This window comes from Paracoccus sp. SM22M-07, from assembly GCF_001887735.1.
Classification (GTDB): Bacteria; Pseudomonadota; Alphaproteobacteria; order Rhodobacterales; family Rhodobacteraceae; genus Paracoccus.
Map to the genome: position 1 here is coordinate 320,449 of NZ_JPKW01000003.1, position 14,851 is coordinate 335,299.

The 14,851-nt window shown below is 65.2% G+C and carries 16 protein-coding genes; 3 read left to right on the forward strand and 13 right to left on the reverse strand.

What is annotated here, in order from left to right:
• Positions 1-47: 47 nt before the first annotated feature.
• Positions 48-953 carry a sugar kinase gene (locus IE00_RS06620; RefSeq protein ID WP_072296281.1) on the forward strand — a complete coding sequence of 302 codons (906 nt, stop codon included), beginning with the start codon at positions 48-50 and terminating at the stop codon, positions 951-953.
• Here IE00_RS06620 and IE00_RS06625 read toward each other — a convergent pair.
• The 9 genes from IE00_RS06625 to uxaC are packed head-to-tail and all read right to left on the reverse strand — an operon-like array spanning position 950 to position 10,009.
• A complete protein-coding gene (locus tag IE00_RS06625) occupies positions 950-2,425 on the reverse strand; it encodes a UxaA family hydrolase (protein WP_072296282.1) in 1,476 nt (491 codons plus the stop codon). The genes IE00_RS06620 and IE00_RS06625 overlap by 4 nt on opposite strands.
• The gene (locus IE00_RS06630) at positions 2,418-3,848 is read right to left on the reverse strand and encodes a mannitol dehydrogenase family protein (protein ID WP_072296283.1); all 1,431 of its coding nucleotides are present in this window, start codon (positions 3,846-3,848) and stop codon (positions 2,418-2,420) included. Before IE00_RS06630 ends, IE00_RS06625 begins: the two co-directional genes overlap by 8 nt.
• Positions 3,826-4,551 carry a 2-dehydro-3-deoxy-D-gluconate 5-dehydrogenase KduD gene (kduD, locus tag IE00_RS06635; RefSeq protein WP_072296284.1) on the reverse strand — a complete coding sequence of 242 codons (726 nt, stop codon included), beginning with the start codon at positions 4,549-4,551 and terminating at the stop codon, positions 3,826-3,828. Before kduD ends, IE00_RS06630 begins: the two co-directional genes overlap by 23 nt.
• Positions 4,548-5,372, reverse strand: coding sequence for a 5-dehydro-4-deoxy-D-glucuronate isomerase (gene kduI, locus IE00_RS06640; protein ID WP_072296285.1), 825 nt, complete (start codon positions 5,370-5,372; stop codon positions 4,548-4,550). The genes kduD and kduI overlap by 4 nt, the downstream gene beginning before the upstream one ends.
• 11 nt (positions 5,373-5,383) lie before the next feature.
• On the reverse strand, positions 5,384-5,665 hold the full coding sequence (locus IE00_RS06645) for a cupin domain-containing protein (RefSeq protein ID WP_072296286.1): 282 nt from the start codon (positions 5,663-5,665) through the stop codon (positions 5,384-5,386).
• On the reverse strand, positions 5,662-6,942 hold the full coding sequence (locus IE00_RS06650) for a TRAP transporter large permease (protein WP_072296287.1): 1,281 nt from the start codon (positions 6,940-6,942) through the stop codon (positions 5,662-5,664). Before IE00_RS06650 ends, IE00_RS06645 begins: the two co-directional genes overlap by 4 nt.
• Positions 6,943-6,946: 4 nt before the next feature.
• Positions 6,947-7,549, reverse strand: a complete 603-nt coding sequence (locus IE00_RS06655; protein WP_072296288.1) for a TRAP transporter small permease — start codon at positions 7,547-7,549, stop codon at positions 6,947-6,949.
• A 58-nt stretch (positions 7,550-7,607) separates the two neighbouring features.
• A complete protein-coding gene (locus tag IE00_RS06660; protein WP_072296289.1) occupies positions 7,608-8,579 on the reverse strand; it encodes a TRAP transporter substrate-binding protein in 972 nt (323 codons plus the stop codon).
• A 23-nt stretch (positions 8,580-8,602) separates the two neighbouring features.
• Complete coding sequence (uxaC, locus tag IE00_RS06665; RefSeq protein WP_072296290.1) at positions 8,603-10,009, reverse strand: glucuronate isomerase; 1,407 nt, start codon at positions 10,007-10,009, stop codon at positions 8,603-8,605.
• An 80-nt stretch (positions 10,010-10,089) separates the two neighbouring features.
• Between uxaC and IE00_RS06670 the strand changes: the two genes are divergently transcribed.
• Entirely contained in the window at positions 10,090-10,785 is a 696-nt protein-coding gene (locus IE00_RS06670; protein WP_072296291.1) for a GntR family transcriptional regulator, read from the forward strand.
• A gap of 15 nt (positions 10,786-10,800) precedes the next feature.
• Here IE00_RS06670 and IE00_RS06675 read toward each other — a convergent pair whose 3' ends face one another.
• Positions 10,801-11,712 (reverse strand): LysR family transcriptional regulator, encoded by a 912-nt coding sequence (locus IE00_RS06675; RefSeq protein ID WP_072296359.1) that lies wholly within the window; start codon positions 11,710-11,712, stop codon positions 10,801-10,803.
• A 96-nt stretch (positions 11,713-11,808) separates the two neighbouring features.
• Between IE00_RS06675 and IE00_RS06680 the strand changes: the two genes are divergently transcribed.
• Complete coding sequence (locus IE00_RS06680; RefSeq protein WP_072296292.1) at positions 11,809-12,306, forward strand: lactoylglutathione lyase family protein; 498 nt, start codon at positions 11,809-11,811, stop codon at positions 12,304-12,306.
• Positions 12,307-12,372: 66 nt separating this feature from the next.
• On the opposite strand, the gene IE00_RS06685 is transcribed toward IE00_RS06680, so the two are convergent.
• The 3 genes from IE00_RS06685 to IE00_RS06695 all read right to left on the reverse strand — a co-directional run bounded on the left by IE00_RS06685 (position 12,373) and on the right by IE00_RS06695 (position 14,849).
• A complete protein-coding gene (locus IE00_RS06685; protein ID WP_072296293.1) occupies positions 12,373-13,311 on the reverse strand; it encodes a YdiY family protein in 939 nt (312 codons plus the stop codon).
• A 507-nt stretch (positions 13,312-13,818) separates the two neighbouring features.
• A complete protein-coding gene (gene nusB / locus IE00_RS06690) occupies positions 13,819-14,307 on the reverse strand; it encodes a transcription antitermination factor NusB (RefSeq protein ID WP_072296294.1) in 489 nt (162 codons plus the stop codon).
• Positions 14,304-14,849, reverse strand: a complete 546-nt coding sequence (locus tag IE00_RS06695) for a 6,7-dimethyl-8-ribityllumazine synthase (protein ID WP_072296295.1) — start codon at positions 14,847-14,849, stop codon at positions 14,304-14,306. Before IE00_RS06695 ends, nusB begins: the two co-directional genes overlap by 4 nt.
• Between the last annotated feature and the right edge of the window lie 2 nt (positions 14,850-14,851).

Sequence of the window (14,851 nt, forward strand, 5' to 3'; positions counted from 1 at the left end):
GGCCCGAACGATCCCGTTTCCATCGACCCATCGCGAAAGGACCTGACATGACACGCATCATTTCCATGGGCGAGGCGATGGTGGAACTGTCGGCCAGCGACCAGCCCGACCTGTGGCGCCTTGGCGTTGCGGGCGATACGCTGAACACCGCTTGGTATCTGCGCCGCCTGATGCCGCGCGACTGGCAGATCGATTACCTGACCCGCATAGGCTCCGGAGAATTTTCGCAAAAGCTGGTCGATTTCCTGACGGCCGAGGGTATCGGCACCGACCATGTCGCCCGCGACCCGGAGCGAGAGATCGGCCTTTACGCGATCAGCCTGAAGGATGGTGAACGCAGCTTTTCCTATTGGCGCGACAGCTCGGCCGCGCGCAGGCTGGCCGATGACCCAGGCGCGCTGACCCGGGCCTTGCAGGGCGCGCGCATGGCCTATCTGTCGGGGATCACGCTGGCGATCCTGCCCGCCGAAGGCCGACAGACCTTGATGCAGGCGCTGATCCAGGCGCGCAAGGCGGGCACCACCGTCGTCTTTGATCCGAACCTGCGGCCGCGGCTGTGGGCGGATGCGGCGACGATGCGCGCGACCATCCAGCAGGCGGCGTCCCATGCCGACCTGATCCTGCCCAGCTTTGACGACGAGGCCACCCATTTCGGCGATGCCGATCCGCAGGCGACCATCGCCCGCTATCTGGCCGTGGGCAGCGGCCATGTCGTGGTCAAGAATGGCGGCGGGCCGATGGCCTTTGACGGCACGCAGGGTCAGGGGCGGCTGCCCGACCTGCGCCCCGAGGCGGCAATCGACACGACGGCCGCCGGCGACAGCTTCAACGCGGGCTATCTGGCGGCATGGCTGCAGGGGGCCGGTTGCCATGCGGCCATCATGGCGGGACATGACCTCAGCCGGAAGGTGATCCGGCATCGCGGCGCGCTGGTGCCGCAGGCCGTGGTCTAGACCACGGCCCCGATCTGCCAGGGCAGGAATTCGTTGTCGCCCAGCCCCAGGGCCTCGCTTTTCGTTTCCTGCCCCGAGGCCACGTCCAGGATCAGCGCGACGATCTGGCGGGCCTTGTCCTGCAAGCTGACACCCGACAGGATATCGCCGCAATTCAGATCCATGTCGTCGCGCATCGCGGCATAAAGCGCGTCATTCGTGGCCAGCTTGATGGTCGGCGCGGGCTTGGAGCCAAAGGCCGAACCGCGCCCGGTGGTGAACACGATCAGCTGCGCCCCACCCGCGATCTGCCCCGTGGCCGACACCGGATCATAGCCGGGCGTGTCCATGAAATTCAGCCCCGGCGCGGTGATGGGTTCGCCATATTCCAGAACGGCGTTCAGCGGCGTGGCACCGGCCTTGGCGACCGCCCCCAGGGATTTTTCCAGGATTGTGGTCAGCCCGCCGGCCTTGTTGCCGGGGCTGGGATTGTTGTCCAGCGACGCGCCGTTCCGGGCGGCGTAGTCCTCCCACCAGCGCAGGCGGGCCAGCAGCTGGTCTGCCAGTTCGGGACGGGACACGCGGTCCAGCAGCAGGCGTTCGGCACCGAAGATTTCGGGCGTTTCTGACAGCACGACGGATGCCCCCTGCGCCGCCAGCATGTCGCAGGCCACCCCAAGCGCCGGGTTCGCCGTGATCCCCGAAAACCCGTCCGAGCCGCCGCATTGCAGCCCGATCCGCAACGTAGATGCGGGCGCGGTCGCGCGGCGCGCCTGATCGACCTGCGGCAGCATCTGTCGCACGCGGTCCTTGATGGCATCGATGGTGCGCCGGGTGCCGCCGTTTTCCTGGATGGTCAGCCCGTGGAACCGCGCGGCCTGTCCCAGATCCCGCTTCATGCGGGCGATCTGCATGACTTCGCAGCCCAGGCCCACGAACAGCGCCGCGCCGACATTGGGATGCCCCGCATGACCGGTCAGCACCCGTTGCAGCGCCTGCCAACCCGGCCCGCTGTCGGCCATGCCGCATCCCGTGCCATGCGCGAAGGCCACCACGCCATCGACATGGGGGTAAGGGTCCAGCGCCCCTTCGATCCGCAACTCCTCGGCTGCGCGCCGGATGACGGTGGCCGAACAGTTCACGGTCGCGACCAGCGCGATGAAGTTGCGCGTGCCGACCTGCCCTCCGTCGCGGTGATAACCCTGAAAGACCAGTCGCGTGCCCTGATGCGCGGCCAGCGCGGCCTGGGCATTGGCCAGTCCCGCACCGGGGCGATAGTCGCGGTCATGCTCGCCGAAGGCGCAGTTATGGCCGTGGACGTGATCGCCCGCGGCGATATCGGCGGTGGCATAGCCGATGGTCTGGCCGTATTTGACCACCGCCTGCCCTTGGGCGATACCCGCGCGGGCGATCTTGTGACCGGCGGGGGCTGTGCCCTTTTCGGTCAGGATCGCCACGTTGTCGGCCGGGTTCAGGATCAGAGGATCACGCATCGGCCGCGGCCTGTGCTGCCCCCTTGTCGCAAAGCGCCGTCAGCGCCGCCGTCAGATCGCGTGCAAAGCCCGCATCCGCCCGCAGCGCCGCCGGGAACACCTGTTCCAGCGCCAGGAAGCCCGCGACCGTTTCGGCGGCATCATCGCGCCACAGGGCGGCCAACCGGTCGGCCATCGGGTCCTTGACCTCGATCGCCTTGCCCGCCAGATCGACCCCCGAGACATAGCGCATCCAGGCGGCCACCGCCAAGGTCAGCCCCGGAACCGCACGGCCCGCGGCGCGGTTTTCGGCAATGGTGCCCAGGATGCGCTGCGGCAGCTTCTGGCTGCCATCCATGGCGATCTGCCAGGTGCGGTGCCGGATGGCAGGGTTGGCATAGCGGTCGTGCAGCGCATCGGCATAGGCGGCCAGATCCTCGCCCGGCGGCGGGGTCAGCGCGGGGATGATCTCATCGCGCCACAGCTTGCGCACGAAGGCGGAAAAGACCGGATCACCCACGGTTTCGGCAATCGTCTGATGGCCCGCCAGATAGCCCAGATAGGCCAGCGAGGAATGCGTGCCGTTCAGCATCCGCAGCTTCATGTGTTCATAGGGCGTCACATCGGCGACCAGCTGCACGCCGACGGCGCCCAGATCGGGGCGGTCGCCGCCCACGAAATCATCCTCGACCACCCACTGGCGGAAGGGTTCGTGCATGACCGGGGCCTCGTCGCGCAGGCCGGTCAGGCGGGCGACCAGATCCAGATCCTCGGGGCTGGTCGCGGGCACGATGCGGTCCACCATGGTCGAGGGGAAGCGCCCTTCGGCCCCGATCCAATCGGCCAGATCGGGGTCGATCAGACCCGCCAGTTCCAGCACGACGCCGCGCAGGACATGCCCGTTTTCCGGCAGGTTGTCGCAGCACAACACCGTGAAGGGCGCGGTACCCGCAGCGCGGCGCAGCGCAAGAGCGCGGACCAGGAAACCCGGCGCCGATCGCGGCAGCGGGTTGTCCAGATCGTGCCGGATATCGGGGTGATCGCGGTTCAACCGACCGCTGGAGGGTTCGTGGCAATAGCCCTTTTCCGTCACCGTCAGGCTGACGATGCGGATGGCGGGATCGGCCATCGCGTCCAGCACGGCCTGCGGGTCCTCGGGGGCGACCAGGACGTCGCGCAGGATGGTGACGACCTGCGGGCGTTCGCCGTCCGGGGCCAGTTCGACCGCCGTATAGGCCCAGCCCTGCGGGCGCAGCCTGTCGCGCGTGCCCGGCGATTTCAGCGACACCCCGATGATGCCCCAATCGCCGCCACCGGCCTGCATGGCCTGATCGACATAGATCGCCCCATGGGCGCGGAAAAAGGCCCCAAGGCCCAGATGGACGATGCCTGCCGGGGCATCGGACGGTGTGTGATGCAGCCTATCGTGCAAGCCAGCCTCCATCGACGTTCAGGATCGCGCCGTTGATGTAATCGGATGCCGGGGCGGCCAGGAAGACGGCGGTCTGGCCGATATCCTGGGCCTTGCCCCATCGGCCCGCGGGAATGCGGTCCAGGATGGCCCGCGACCGGTCGGGATCGGCGCGCAGCGCCTCGGTGTTGTTCGTCTCGATATAGCCGGGCGCGATGGCGTTGACGTTCAGGCCCTTGGCGGCCCATTCATTCGCCATCAGCTTGGTCAGCCCCGCCACGCCATGCTTGCTGGCGGTATAGGAGGGCACGCGGATGCCCCCTTGGAACGACAGCAGGCTGGCGATGTTGATGATTTTCCCGGCCCCGCGCGGCAGGGCCGCACGCGCGAAGGCCTGACAGGTAAAGAACAGCGCCTTGGCATTGACGTCCATGACGTCGTCCCAATCGGCCTCGGTGAAATCGACGGCGTCGTCGCGACGGATGATGCCCGCATTGTTCACCAGGATGTCGATGCGCTGATCGGCAAAGACGTCGCGGGCGGCCATCGGATCGGCGAAATCCAGGCGCATCGCGCGCCCCGACCCCATCAGGGCCAGGGTCTCATCGCAGTCGCGACGTCCGGCGGCGATGACATCGGCCCCCGCCTGCGCCATGGCGACGGCGATGGCCTGACCGATGCCCGTATTGGCACCCGTCACCAGCGCGGTGCGACCTTGCAGGGAAAAGGGGTTCAACGCATGTCCTCCGGCTGGATGAAGTCCATGTCGGTGTAATCGACATTGTCGCCCGCCATGGCCCAGATGAAGGTATATCCGCCGATGCCCGCGCCCGAATGGATCGACCAGGTCGGCGACAGGACGGCCTGTTCATTGGCGACGAACAGGTGGCGCGTTTCCTGCGGTTCGCCCATCAGGTGCAGGACGCGCGATTCCGGCGCCATGCCGTGATACAGATACGCCTCCATCCGGCGGTCGTGGACATGGGCGGGAATGGTGTTCCAGACCGACCCGTCCTCCAGCGTGGTATAGCCCAGGACCAACTGGCAGCTTTCCATGACCAGCGGGTGGATGAACTGCTTGATCGTGCGCTTGTTGCTGGTCTCGACGGCGCCCATGTGGACATGCTTGGCCTCGGCCACGGTGACCAGCCGATGCGGCAGCGCGCGATGGGCGGGCGCCGAGGTGATGTAGAACCGCCCCTGCCCCGAAAACGTCACGGCCCCCGCCCCCATGCCCAGATAGAGCACGTCGCCCGCGGCCATGTCCCAGGCCTCGCCCGCCGCCTCGACCCGGCCGTCGCCGCCGATGTTGACGATGCCCATCTCGCGGCGGTCCAGGAAGCTGGGGGTCTTGGTCTCGGCGATCTGGTCCAGGGTCAGGGGGGCGCCGTTCGGCACCGCGCCGCCCACGACGAAGCGGTCGTAGTGGGTATAGGTCAGGCGGATCTCTCCTTGGGCGAACAGCCCCTCGACCAGGAAATGCTGGCGCAGCTGGGCGGTGTCCATGCCCTTCGCGTGGTCCGGGTGAATGGCGTGGCGGGTTTCGACATGGGTCATGGAGGGTCCTTTCACAGAAAATCGTCGCGGCGGGGGGTAAAGCTGTCGATCAACTCGCCCGCCTCCAGGCACAGGCAGCCATGTTCGGCGCCTGATGGGATCACGAAGGCATCGCCCGGCCCGACCTCGAAGTCGCGGCCGTCCTGGGTGAAGCGATAGCGCCCCGTCCGGACATAGGTGGATTGCACATGCGGATGGCTGTGCAGCGCGCCCCGGTCGCCCGCCGCAAAGGCAAAGCGGACGACCATCAATTCGGGCGAATGGGCAAGAACAGTGCGGATGGGATCGCTCATTTGAACACCGAAGGCAGCCAGAGGGACAGCGCGGGCACATAGGTGACCAGCATCAGCGTCAGGAATGCCGCGCCATAGAAGGGCCAGATCGTGCGCATCGCCTGCCAGATGCTGATGCGCCCGACCGCGCAGCCGACGAACAGCACCGCCCCCACGGGTGGCGTGCAAAGCCCGATGCCCAGGTTCAGGATCAGGATGACGCCGAAATGCACCGGATCGACACCGAAGGCCTGCGCCACCGGCAGGAAGATCGGCGTGGTGATCACGATCAGCGGCGACATGTCCATGAAGGTGCCCAGGATCAGCAGGATCACGTTCATCAACAGCAGGATGACCAGCGGATTGTCCGACACGCTTTCCAGGATCGCCACCAATTGGGTCGGCACGCGCAGATAGGCCAGCAGCCAGCCGAAACAGGCCGCACAACCGATGACCAGCAGCACCATGGCGGTGGTTCGGACGGCACCCTTGGTCGCCTCGACGAATTCCGACCAGGGCAGGCTGCGATAGACCAGCGCCGTGATCAGCAGCGCATAGACCACCGCGATGTTCGAGGATTCGGATGCCGTGAAGACCCCCGACCGAACACCGCCGAAGATGATCGCGATCAGGATCAGGCCCGGCAGCGCCGACACGAACAGCGTGCCCAGCATCCGCAGGCCGGGGAAGGGCTCGGTCGGATAGCCCTTCTTGCGCGCCACGTACCACGCGGCCCCCATCAGCATCACGGCCAGCAGCATCCCCGGCAGGATGCCCGCCGTGAACAGGTCGGCGATGGACAAACGACCGCCTGCGGCGATGGAGTAGATGATCATGTTGTGGCTGGGCGGGATCATCAGCGCGATGATGGAACTGACCACGGTGATGTTGACGGCATAGTCGACGTCATAGCCACGCTCCTTCATCTGGGGGACCATCAGGCCCCCCACCGCGCTGGCATCGGCCGCGGCCGATCCCGACACGCCACCGAACATCAGGCTGGCCATGATGTTGACCTGGCCCAGCCCGCCGCGCATATGCCCGACCATCGCCCCCGCAAGGGCCACCAGCCGTCGCGCGATATCGCCGCGCACCATCAGGTCGCCCGCGAAGATGAAGAAGGGGATGGCCATCAGCGCAAAGACGGAAATTCCGCTGTTCAGCCGCTGAAAGACCACCACCGGCGGCAGCCCCAGATAGAGAATGGTCGCAAAGCTGGCCGCACCCAGGCAAAACGCCACCGGCGTGCCGATCAGCAAAAGCGCGGTGAAGCTGCCGAAGAGAATCCAAAGTTCCATCGCGTTATTCCTTGCTGCCCGATGCGGGGCCCGGTTTCAGGACGTCCCGCGCGGCGGGTCCATCCGCCACGCCGTCCACCTGCCCGTCCGCGGCGTCGTCCATCTCGCCAAAGCGGGCGGTCTTCAGACCGGCGGCACGACGCAGGATGCGCTCGATGGAAAACAGCATCAGCAGGATGCCGCCCGCCACCAGCGGCGCGAAATCCCACAGGCGCGAGATGCCCAGACCCGGCACGACACCGGATGCCACCCGTTCGGCCAGCTGCCAGCCATACCACGCCATGCCGAACCCGAAGGCGGTGACGACAAGGTCCGACAGGCTGTGAAACCACGGGCGCCAGCTGGCCGGCACGACCATCAGGCCCACGTCGAAGGACAGGTGATAGCCTTCCTTGACGCCGATCGCGGCCCCCAGGAAGATGAACCAGCCCATCAGCATGACGCTGGCGGGTTCGGCCCAGAACAGGCTGCTGCCGATCACGTAGCGAAAGACCACCTGGGCAAAGACGAAGGCGGTCATCAGCACCAGCCCGATACCCGCCAGCCACAGGCCCGCAGTGGCGACAGCCCCCGTCATCCGGGCAAGCCGGATCAATCCATCGCGCATGGCGCGTTCCCTTCCCGTTCCAAGAAAGCCGCCCGCGGGTCACGCGGGCGGCCTGATGTCACTGCGTGTCCTGGATGCGCTTGACCAGGTCCTGCGCCTCGGGGGTGGTGACGTATTTCTCATAGACCGGAGCCATGGCCTCGATGAACGGTGTCTTGTCGATGTCGGTGATGATCTCGGCGCCGGCGGCCTCGACCTTTTCCTGCGACGCCTTTTCCTGTTCGGCCCACAGCTCGCGCTGGACCGTGGCGGAATTGCGGGCGGCCTCGCGGATGATCTCCTGGTCCTCGGGGCTCAGCTTGTCCCAGCTGGCCTTGGACATGGCGACCAGTTCGGGCACCATCAGGTGTTCGTCCAGCGTGAAATATTTGGCAACCTCGGCATGGCCCGAGCTGTCATAGCTGGGGAAGTTGTTTTCCGCCCCGTCGATGACGCCGGTCTGGATCGAGGAATAGACCTCGCCATAGGGCATCGGCGTGGCATTGGCGCCAAGCGCGCTCATCATGTCGACGAAGACGTCGTTCTGCATGACGCGGAACTTCATTCCTTCCAAGTCGGCGATCGACTGGATCGGCTTTTGCGAGTTGTAGAAGCTGCGCGAACCGCCGTCGTAATAGGCCAGCGCTATCAGGTCGTTCTCCTCGAAGCCCGCGCCGATCTCCTCGCCGATGGGGCCGTCCATCACGGTGTGCATGTGATCGACCGACCGGAACAGATAGGGCAGCGACATCAGCTGCGTGACCGGCACGATGTCGTTGAACGACCCGAAGCTGGCGCGGACCATGTCGATGACGCCGAACTGGGTCTGTTCGATCGTGTCCTTCTCCTCGCCCAGCTGGGACGACGGGAACACCTCGATGCAGATGCGGCCACCCGTCTTTTCCTCGACCTCGGCGGCCATCGCCTTGACGCCCTCGACCGTCGGATACCCGTCGGGATGGGTGTCCGAGGACCGCAGCGTGATCTCGCACGCGCCGGCAATGCTGACCGAGCAGAGCAGCCCGGCAATCGTCGTCATCAGGAACTTCATCTTATCCTCCCAAAATAAGCAGTTCAGAGTTTGTAGGCCCGTTTTGCCAGACCATAGGTCAGGTCACGCGCCACCTCGGGTGCCTCGTCTTCCGCAAGACGACCCGTGGCGACCAGCGTGGCCAGATAGGAACAATCCACCCGGCGCGCGACGTCGTGGCGCGCGGGGATAGAACAGAAGGCGCGGGTGTCGTCGTTGAACCCCACGGTGTTGTAGAAACCGGCCGTTTCGGTAGTCATCTCGCGAAAGCGCCGCATCCCCTCGGCGCTGTCGTGGAACCACCAGGCGGGGCCAAGCCGCAGGCAGGGCCAGACGCCGGCCAGGGGCGCCAGTTCGCGGGCATAGGCGGTCTCGTCCAGCGTGAACAGGATCACCGTCAGGCGCGGGTCCATGCCCACCGCGTTCAGCAACGGGCGCAAGGCGGTCACGTAATCGGTGCGGCCGGGAATGTCGAAGCCCTTGTCGCGCCCGAACATCGCCAGCACCTGATCGGAATGGTTGCGGCGCGACCCGGGATGGATCTGCATGACCAGCCCGTCTTCCAGGCTCATCCGCGCCATCTCGGTCAGCATGTGGCCGCGGAAGGCGTCGGCCTCCTCGGGGGTGCAGGTGCCGCGCAAGACCTTGGCGAACAGCGCCGCCGCATCGGCCTGGGGCAGGTCCTCGGTGCGGGCGCTGGCATGGCCGTGATCGCTGGAGGTCGCACCATGTTCGATGAAGAACGCCCGCCGCGCGCGATGCGCGTCCAGGTATCCGGCCCAGGTCGTCGTGTCAAAGCCGGTCTGCTGTCCCATCAGCGCGACATTCTCGGCGAAACCCGCCATTTCGGGGTCGATGACGCCATCGGGGCGATAGGCGGTGATGACCCGGCCCCGCCAGCCGCTGCCCTTGATCATCGCGTGCCAGCGCAGATCGTCGGTCGCGGCTTCGGTCGTGGCGATGGCCTCGATGTCGAACCGCTCGAACAACGCTCGGGGGCGGAATTCGGGGCGCGCCAGGCAATCGGCGATGTGGTCGTAGTACCAATCCGCCGTCTCCGCCGACAGCCGGCGGTCGATGCCGAAGACATGCTGAAAGCTGTGGTCCAGCCACAGCCGCGACGGTGTCCCGCGCAGCAGGTGGTAATGCTGCGCGAACAGGCGCCAGATCTTGCGCCCGTCGGTTTCGGTCGGGCCGCCATCGACCCGCGGCACGCCCAGATCGCTCAGCGCGACGCCCTGCGAACACAGCATGCGAAAGACATAGTGGTCGGGCGTCACGAACAGCTGGGCAGGGTCCGGGAAAGGCTGATCCTCGGCGAACCAGCGCGGGTCGGTATGGCCATGCGGTGACACGATCGGCAGCGCCTTCACATCGTCATAAAGGGCGCGCGCCAGATCGCGCAATGCCGGGTCCGTTGGAAAAAGCCTGTCTTCATGCAAAAGCGTCACCAGTTGATCCCCTGCCCTGCTTGCCTTGGATGTGGTCAACTAATATGCTAGTTTACAAATCGCGTCAACAGGAGCCGCATATGCCCTCTGCCAGCCTCAAGGCCTTGCCAAGCATGGATGAACTGCGCCCCCGCACGGTCACCGACCAGATCTTCGACGTGCTTTACGACCGCGTGGTCAACCTGACCCTGCCCCCTGGCAGCAAGCTGTCCGAATCAGAGGTCGCGGCCCAGATGGACGTGTCGCGTCAGCCGGTGCGGGACGCGTTTTATCGTTTGTCGCAGCTGGGCTTCATCCAGATCCGCCCGCAGCGCGCCACCACCGTGACGCCGATTTCCCAGGAGGCCGTGTTGCAGGCCTATTTCATCCGCAGCGCGCTGGAGGAACAGACCATCCGCCATGCCGCGACCAGCCTGACCGCCCAGAACCTGGCCGATCTGGACGCGCTGCTGGACCGGCAGGAGGCTGCGATCAAGACCGACAGCTTTTCCGAATTCCACGCCCTGGACGACCAGTTCCATCAGGATATCTGCAAGGCGGCGGGGCTGGGTTTCGTCTGGGCGCTGGTGCGGGACAACAAGGGGCACATGGACCGGGTGCGCTATCTCAGCCTGTCATTCGGGGCCGAGGCGGCGTTTTCCGAACACCGCACCATCATCGCGGCCCTGCGCGCCCGCGACCCGGACGCCGCCGCCTTGGCGGTGCGCGATCATCTGGGCCATATCAACGACATTCTGGACCGCCTGCGCCTGGATCGCCCCGAGGTCTTTGGCTGAGCATCGGCGCGCCGATCACCCGGCGCCATCCTGTTCGGGGGCGGCCAGCTGCGCGGCCACATCGGATACCAGCCCCGCGACCTTGCGCAGGCGGGCCGTCATCGGGCGGTCCCGGCGGCTGACCAGCCACAGCTGATGATGGCGCTTGTGCGGCAGGTCGGCGATGCGCAGTCCGTCACGGTCCGGATGGGTCTGAAACCCGCTGCGCGGCAGCAGGGTATAGCCGACGCCCCGCGCAACCGGGGACGGGATCTGCCCGATCTGGTTCAGAAAACCGCGCAGATGCAACCCCGCTGAACCGGTGAAATCATCGGGGAAGTTCAGGGCGAACAGATCGTCGGCATAACCGAACCCGTCCGGATGCGCGATGAAACCCGCCCGCTGCAGATCATCGAAGCCGGGGGTCCCCGACCAGGCGGCGGGAACCACCAGGCACAGCTGTTCCTGCCCCAGATGGCGGGCCTGCAACCGGGGATGGGCGGGGTCGTGGTCAAGGATGCCCAGATCCACGCGCCCGTCCTGCAGGCCCTGCAGGACGCTGGCCTGGGGGGCGGCCTCCAGCCGGACGGTCAGCCCCGGCGCCTGCTGCATCAACGGGAAAAGCGCGGGCGCCAAGGGCAGGGCAAAGCTGCCCGAACAGGCGATGCGCACCTCGCCCTGATCGGGGTCGTCGGATTGCAGCGCCTGCATCAGCCGACGCTCTTCCTCTTGTCGGGACAGGGCCAGTTGCAGCACCGCCTCGCCGGCCTGGGTCAGGGAAAAACCCTTGCCCTGCTGGACGATCAGCGGCTGGCCGACCTGCGCCTCCAGCTTGCGCAGATGCTGCGACACGCCCGGTTGCGTCATGCCAAGGCGTTGGGCCGTCTTGGTGAAATGGCCCGTCTGACACAGGGCCGCGAAGGTGCGAAGCCAACCCGCATTCAGCATCATTCCGTTCCGTTATGAAAACCATGCCGAATGATAATTTCACATGTGGGTCCGCGCTGTCTAGCTGAGGGTCAGCAATCAACGAAAGGACAAGACATGACCCCGACCCCCCGCGCCTTCTCCCATATCGGCCTTTCGGTCCCCGATCTGGACGCCGCCGTCAGATTCTATTCCGAGGTGATGGGCTTTTACACCATCATGCAGCCCACGCAGGTGACGGAAGATGACAGCGATATCGGCCAGATGTGCACGGACGTCTTCGGCCCCGGCTGGAACAGCCTGCGCATCGCCCATCTGGCATCGGCCGACCGCATCGGATTCGAGCTGTTCGAGTTCGACGGCAACGAAGCCCCCGAGGACAACCTGCCCTTCCGCCGCCACGGAACCTTCCATTTCGCCATCCAGGACCCCGACCTGGAAGGCCTGCTGGCCCGCATCGTCGCCGCGGGCGGCAAGCAGCGGATGCCGGTGCGCGAATATTTCCCCGACGAAAAGCCCTATCGCATGGTCTATGTCGAAGACCCCTTCGGCATCGTCTTCGAAATCTACAGCCACAGCTATGAGCTGACCTATTCGGCGGGCGCCTATTCCTGACCGGAAAACGAAAAAGGGCGGCCCTTGCGGACCGCCCTTCCATCAGAGAGACAAGTGACCCGAAGATCAGAAGCCGTAGACGACTGCCAGACCCAGCGAGTTGTCGGTGCGGATCTTGCGGTTTTCCTGGTATTCGGTGGTGTAGCTTGCACGGGTGGCCAGCTGTTCCGACAGGCGGAAGTTCACGCCGAATTCGTTGGTGATGACGTCATCCGCATCGCTCGACCCCAGGTAATCGGTGTCGTTGGTCAGGAAGACGTTCTCGTTGATGCGGTGGTACAGACGCGAGGACGCGATGTAGCCGACATCGGTATCTGAACTGTCGTCAACCGTGTTGCCGAAGAAGTCGCGGCCGGCATACTGGGCGCCGGTCTGGGTGTAGCGAACGCCGACACCGGCCTGAACGCGCCAGGTGGTGGTGGGGTTGTTGATGATGCGGTAACCCGGACCAAAGCCCAGGAAGGCATCACGGCGCAGGTCGCTGAACTCGGCTTGGAAGTCTTCAGCCGACTGCGCTTCGCTGTTGCGCTCGCCATCGACCAGACCGTTCTGGCTGATGCGGCCCAGTGCGAAGGCATAGAACTGGTCGTTGAAGTAGTACTGCGCGTCATAGATCGCGTTGACTTCTTCCTGGTCCTTGTTGCCGTTGTCATCTTCGCCGAATTCGATCGACAGACCAACGCTCTGGGCGAACTGGCCCTGATTGTTGTTGATGCGGCCGGCCAGGGCCAGATCCTGGTTCTCGTTGTTGCCGGTGCGGCCCGAGTAGCTCAGCGACATGGTGCCGAACAGACCCTGACGACGGTCTGCGGGACCGAAGCGGTCTTCGTCGACGGCGCGGTCGAAGCTGTCGGTGACGCTGTCTTCGATGTCGGTGATACGGTCGTCGATGGCCGAAACACCCGACGCATCAGCGCCCGAGGCGATCTGGGTCTGCGCGAAGGCAGGTGCCGACAGGGCGGCAAGGATGGCGGCGGTGCCGGTCAGCAGCGTAACTTTTTTCATTTCATGTCCTCACGAGCTGAGTTGGGAGAGTTCCGATCCCGTCATGGGTCCGAAGCATCTCTGCTGGAGGGTTAATTAATGAAAGCGCCTTCGGGTTCACAGAGCCGGCCTCCAGAACAACCGCTAGCGGAAATGTGAGCGAACCCGCCCTTGACGGGAAATGGCAAAAACTTGCCGAAATCGGGGTGAAACATAAAATGATGCAACCAAAACGTGACTTTCACATGTCACGCCCACACTGTCTAAATTGCGGTTCGATGACGGTCAAGGCACCGGGGCGACAGCATGACAGCTTTGAAACATCCGCGTGATTGTTTAATTCTTAGGCAGTTTTGAAAAGTGGTGACGGCACCGTGATTGTTGCACAGATACAACGATCGCGACGTCATCTTGCGGCGGGGTCACAGTCGCATCGCCCCCATTTCCGGTTCTGAACCGGCAGAAGCCCATGAAAAAGGCCCGGACCATGTTGGTTCCGGGCCTCTGCATATCACATTTTCAGCGCCGTCAATCGAATGAGTCGGGCTGAAGCGTCCGCGCCATGTGGTCCAGAACCGCATTCACGAATTTCGATTCCTTGCCTTCGGCGAAGAATGCCTGGGTCAGGCGCACATATTCGGTGATGATCACCCGGAACGGCGCTCGGTTCAGCACCAGTTCGGCACCGGCGGCGCGAAAGACGGCGCGCAGGACCGGATCCAGACGGTCGATCGGCCATTTTTCGACCAGCCCCTTGTCGGTGGCCTGGTCGATGCGCGACTGCCACATCACGGCGTGATCGACGATGCGTTCGAACAATTCTTCATCCGCTTGGGCGGTGGGGCCGTCGCGGTCTTCGAAATCGATGCGATAGTTGCGGAATTCATTGGTGACGCGGTCCGAGGCCTGGCCCATCGCCTCCATCTGGAACAGCGCCTGGACGGCGTAAAGCCGCGCCGCGCTGCTGAGCGTCCGGCGGTCGGGACGCTTGGCGCCCTCTTGTTCGTTGTCGCTCATGCTTTGCCTTGCCCTTCCAACTCGCCTGCCAGGCGGATCACATCATATGGGGCGGCGGCGTCCTTGCGCGTGCCTGCCCACCTGCGGGACAGCGCGACCAGATGCAGCGCCGCTGCGGCCGCCCCGCCCCCCTTGTTCTGTCCATCAGGATCGGCGCGGACCTGGGCCTGGCCCAGGTTTTCCACCGTCAGGATGCCGTTGCCGACGCAGACGCCCTGCAGCCCCAGCAGCGTCAACCCGCCAGAGCTGTCGTTGCAGACCGTGTCGTAATGCGTCGTCTCCCCGCGGATGACGCAGCCCAGCGCTACGAACCCGTCATAGCGACCGCTGCGCGCAGCCATGCCCACGGCGGTCGGGATCTCCAGCGCGCCCGGCACCTCGATCACGTCGAACACCGCGCCCGCCTGCTGTGCAACGGCCCGCGCGCCCGCCAGCATCCCGTCGGCGACGTCCTTGTAATAGGGCGACACGACGGCCAGCAAGCGCACCGGCGCGTCGAAATGCGGCAATGCCAATTCGTGATGTTGCGTGTTCGAGGCCATGT

Coding starts and splice junctions, on each gene's coding strand:
- IE00_RS06650 (WP_072296287.1), bottom strand. CDS start 6,942: ATGGAACTTTGGATTCTCTTCGGCAGCTTCACCGCGCTTTTGCTGATC.
- IE00_RS06670 (WP_072296291.1), top strand. CDS start 10,090: ATGCCCTCTGCCAGCCTCAAGGCCTTGCCAAGCATGGATGAACTGCGC.
- IE00_RS06675 (WP_072296359.1), bottom strand. CDS start 11,712: ATGCTGAATGCGGGTTGGCTTCGCACCTTCGCGGCCCTGTGTCAGACG.
- IE00_RS06625 (WP_072296282.1), bottom strand. CDS start 2,425: ATGCGTGATCCTCTGATCCTGAACCCGGCCGACAACGTGGCGATCCTG.
- IE00_RS06645 (WP_072296286.1), bottom strand. CDS start 5,665: ATGAGCGATCCCATCCGCACTGTTCTTGCCCATTCGCCCGAATTGATG.
- IE00_RS06660 (WP_072296289.1), bottom strand. CDS start 8,579: ATGAAGTTCCTGATGACGACGATTGCCGGGCTGCTCTGCTCGGTCAGC.
- kduI (WP_072296285.1), bottom strand. CDS start 5,372: ATGACCCATGTCGAAACCCGCCACGCCATTCACCCGGACCACGCGAAG.
- nusB (WP_072296294.1), bottom strand. CDS start 14,307: ATGAGCGACAACGAACAAGAGGGCGCCAAGCGTCCCGACCGCCGGACG.
- IE00_RS06630 (WP_072296283.1), bottom strand. CDS start 3,848: ATGGAGGCTGGCTTGCACGATAGGCTGCATCACACACCGTCCGATGCC.
- IE00_RS06680 (WP_072296292.1), top strand. CDS start 11,809: ATGACCCCGACCCCCCGCGCCTTCTCCCATATCGGCCTTTCGGTCCCC.
- IE00_RS06695 (WP_072296295.1), bottom strand. CDS start 14,849: ATGGCCTCGAACACGCAACATCACGAATTGGCATTGCCGCATTTCGAC.
- IE00_RS06655 (WP_072296288.1), bottom strand. CDS start 7,549: ATGCGCGATGGATTGATCCGGCTTGCCCGGATGACGGGGGCTGTCGCC.
- IE00_RS06620 (WP_072296281.1), top strand. CDS start 48: ATGACACGCATCATTTCCATGGGCGAGGCGATGGTGGAACTGTCGGCC.
- IE00_RS06685 (WP_072296293.1), bottom strand. CDS start 13,311: ATGAAAAAAGTTACGCTGCTGACCGGCACCGCCGCCATCCTTGCCGCC.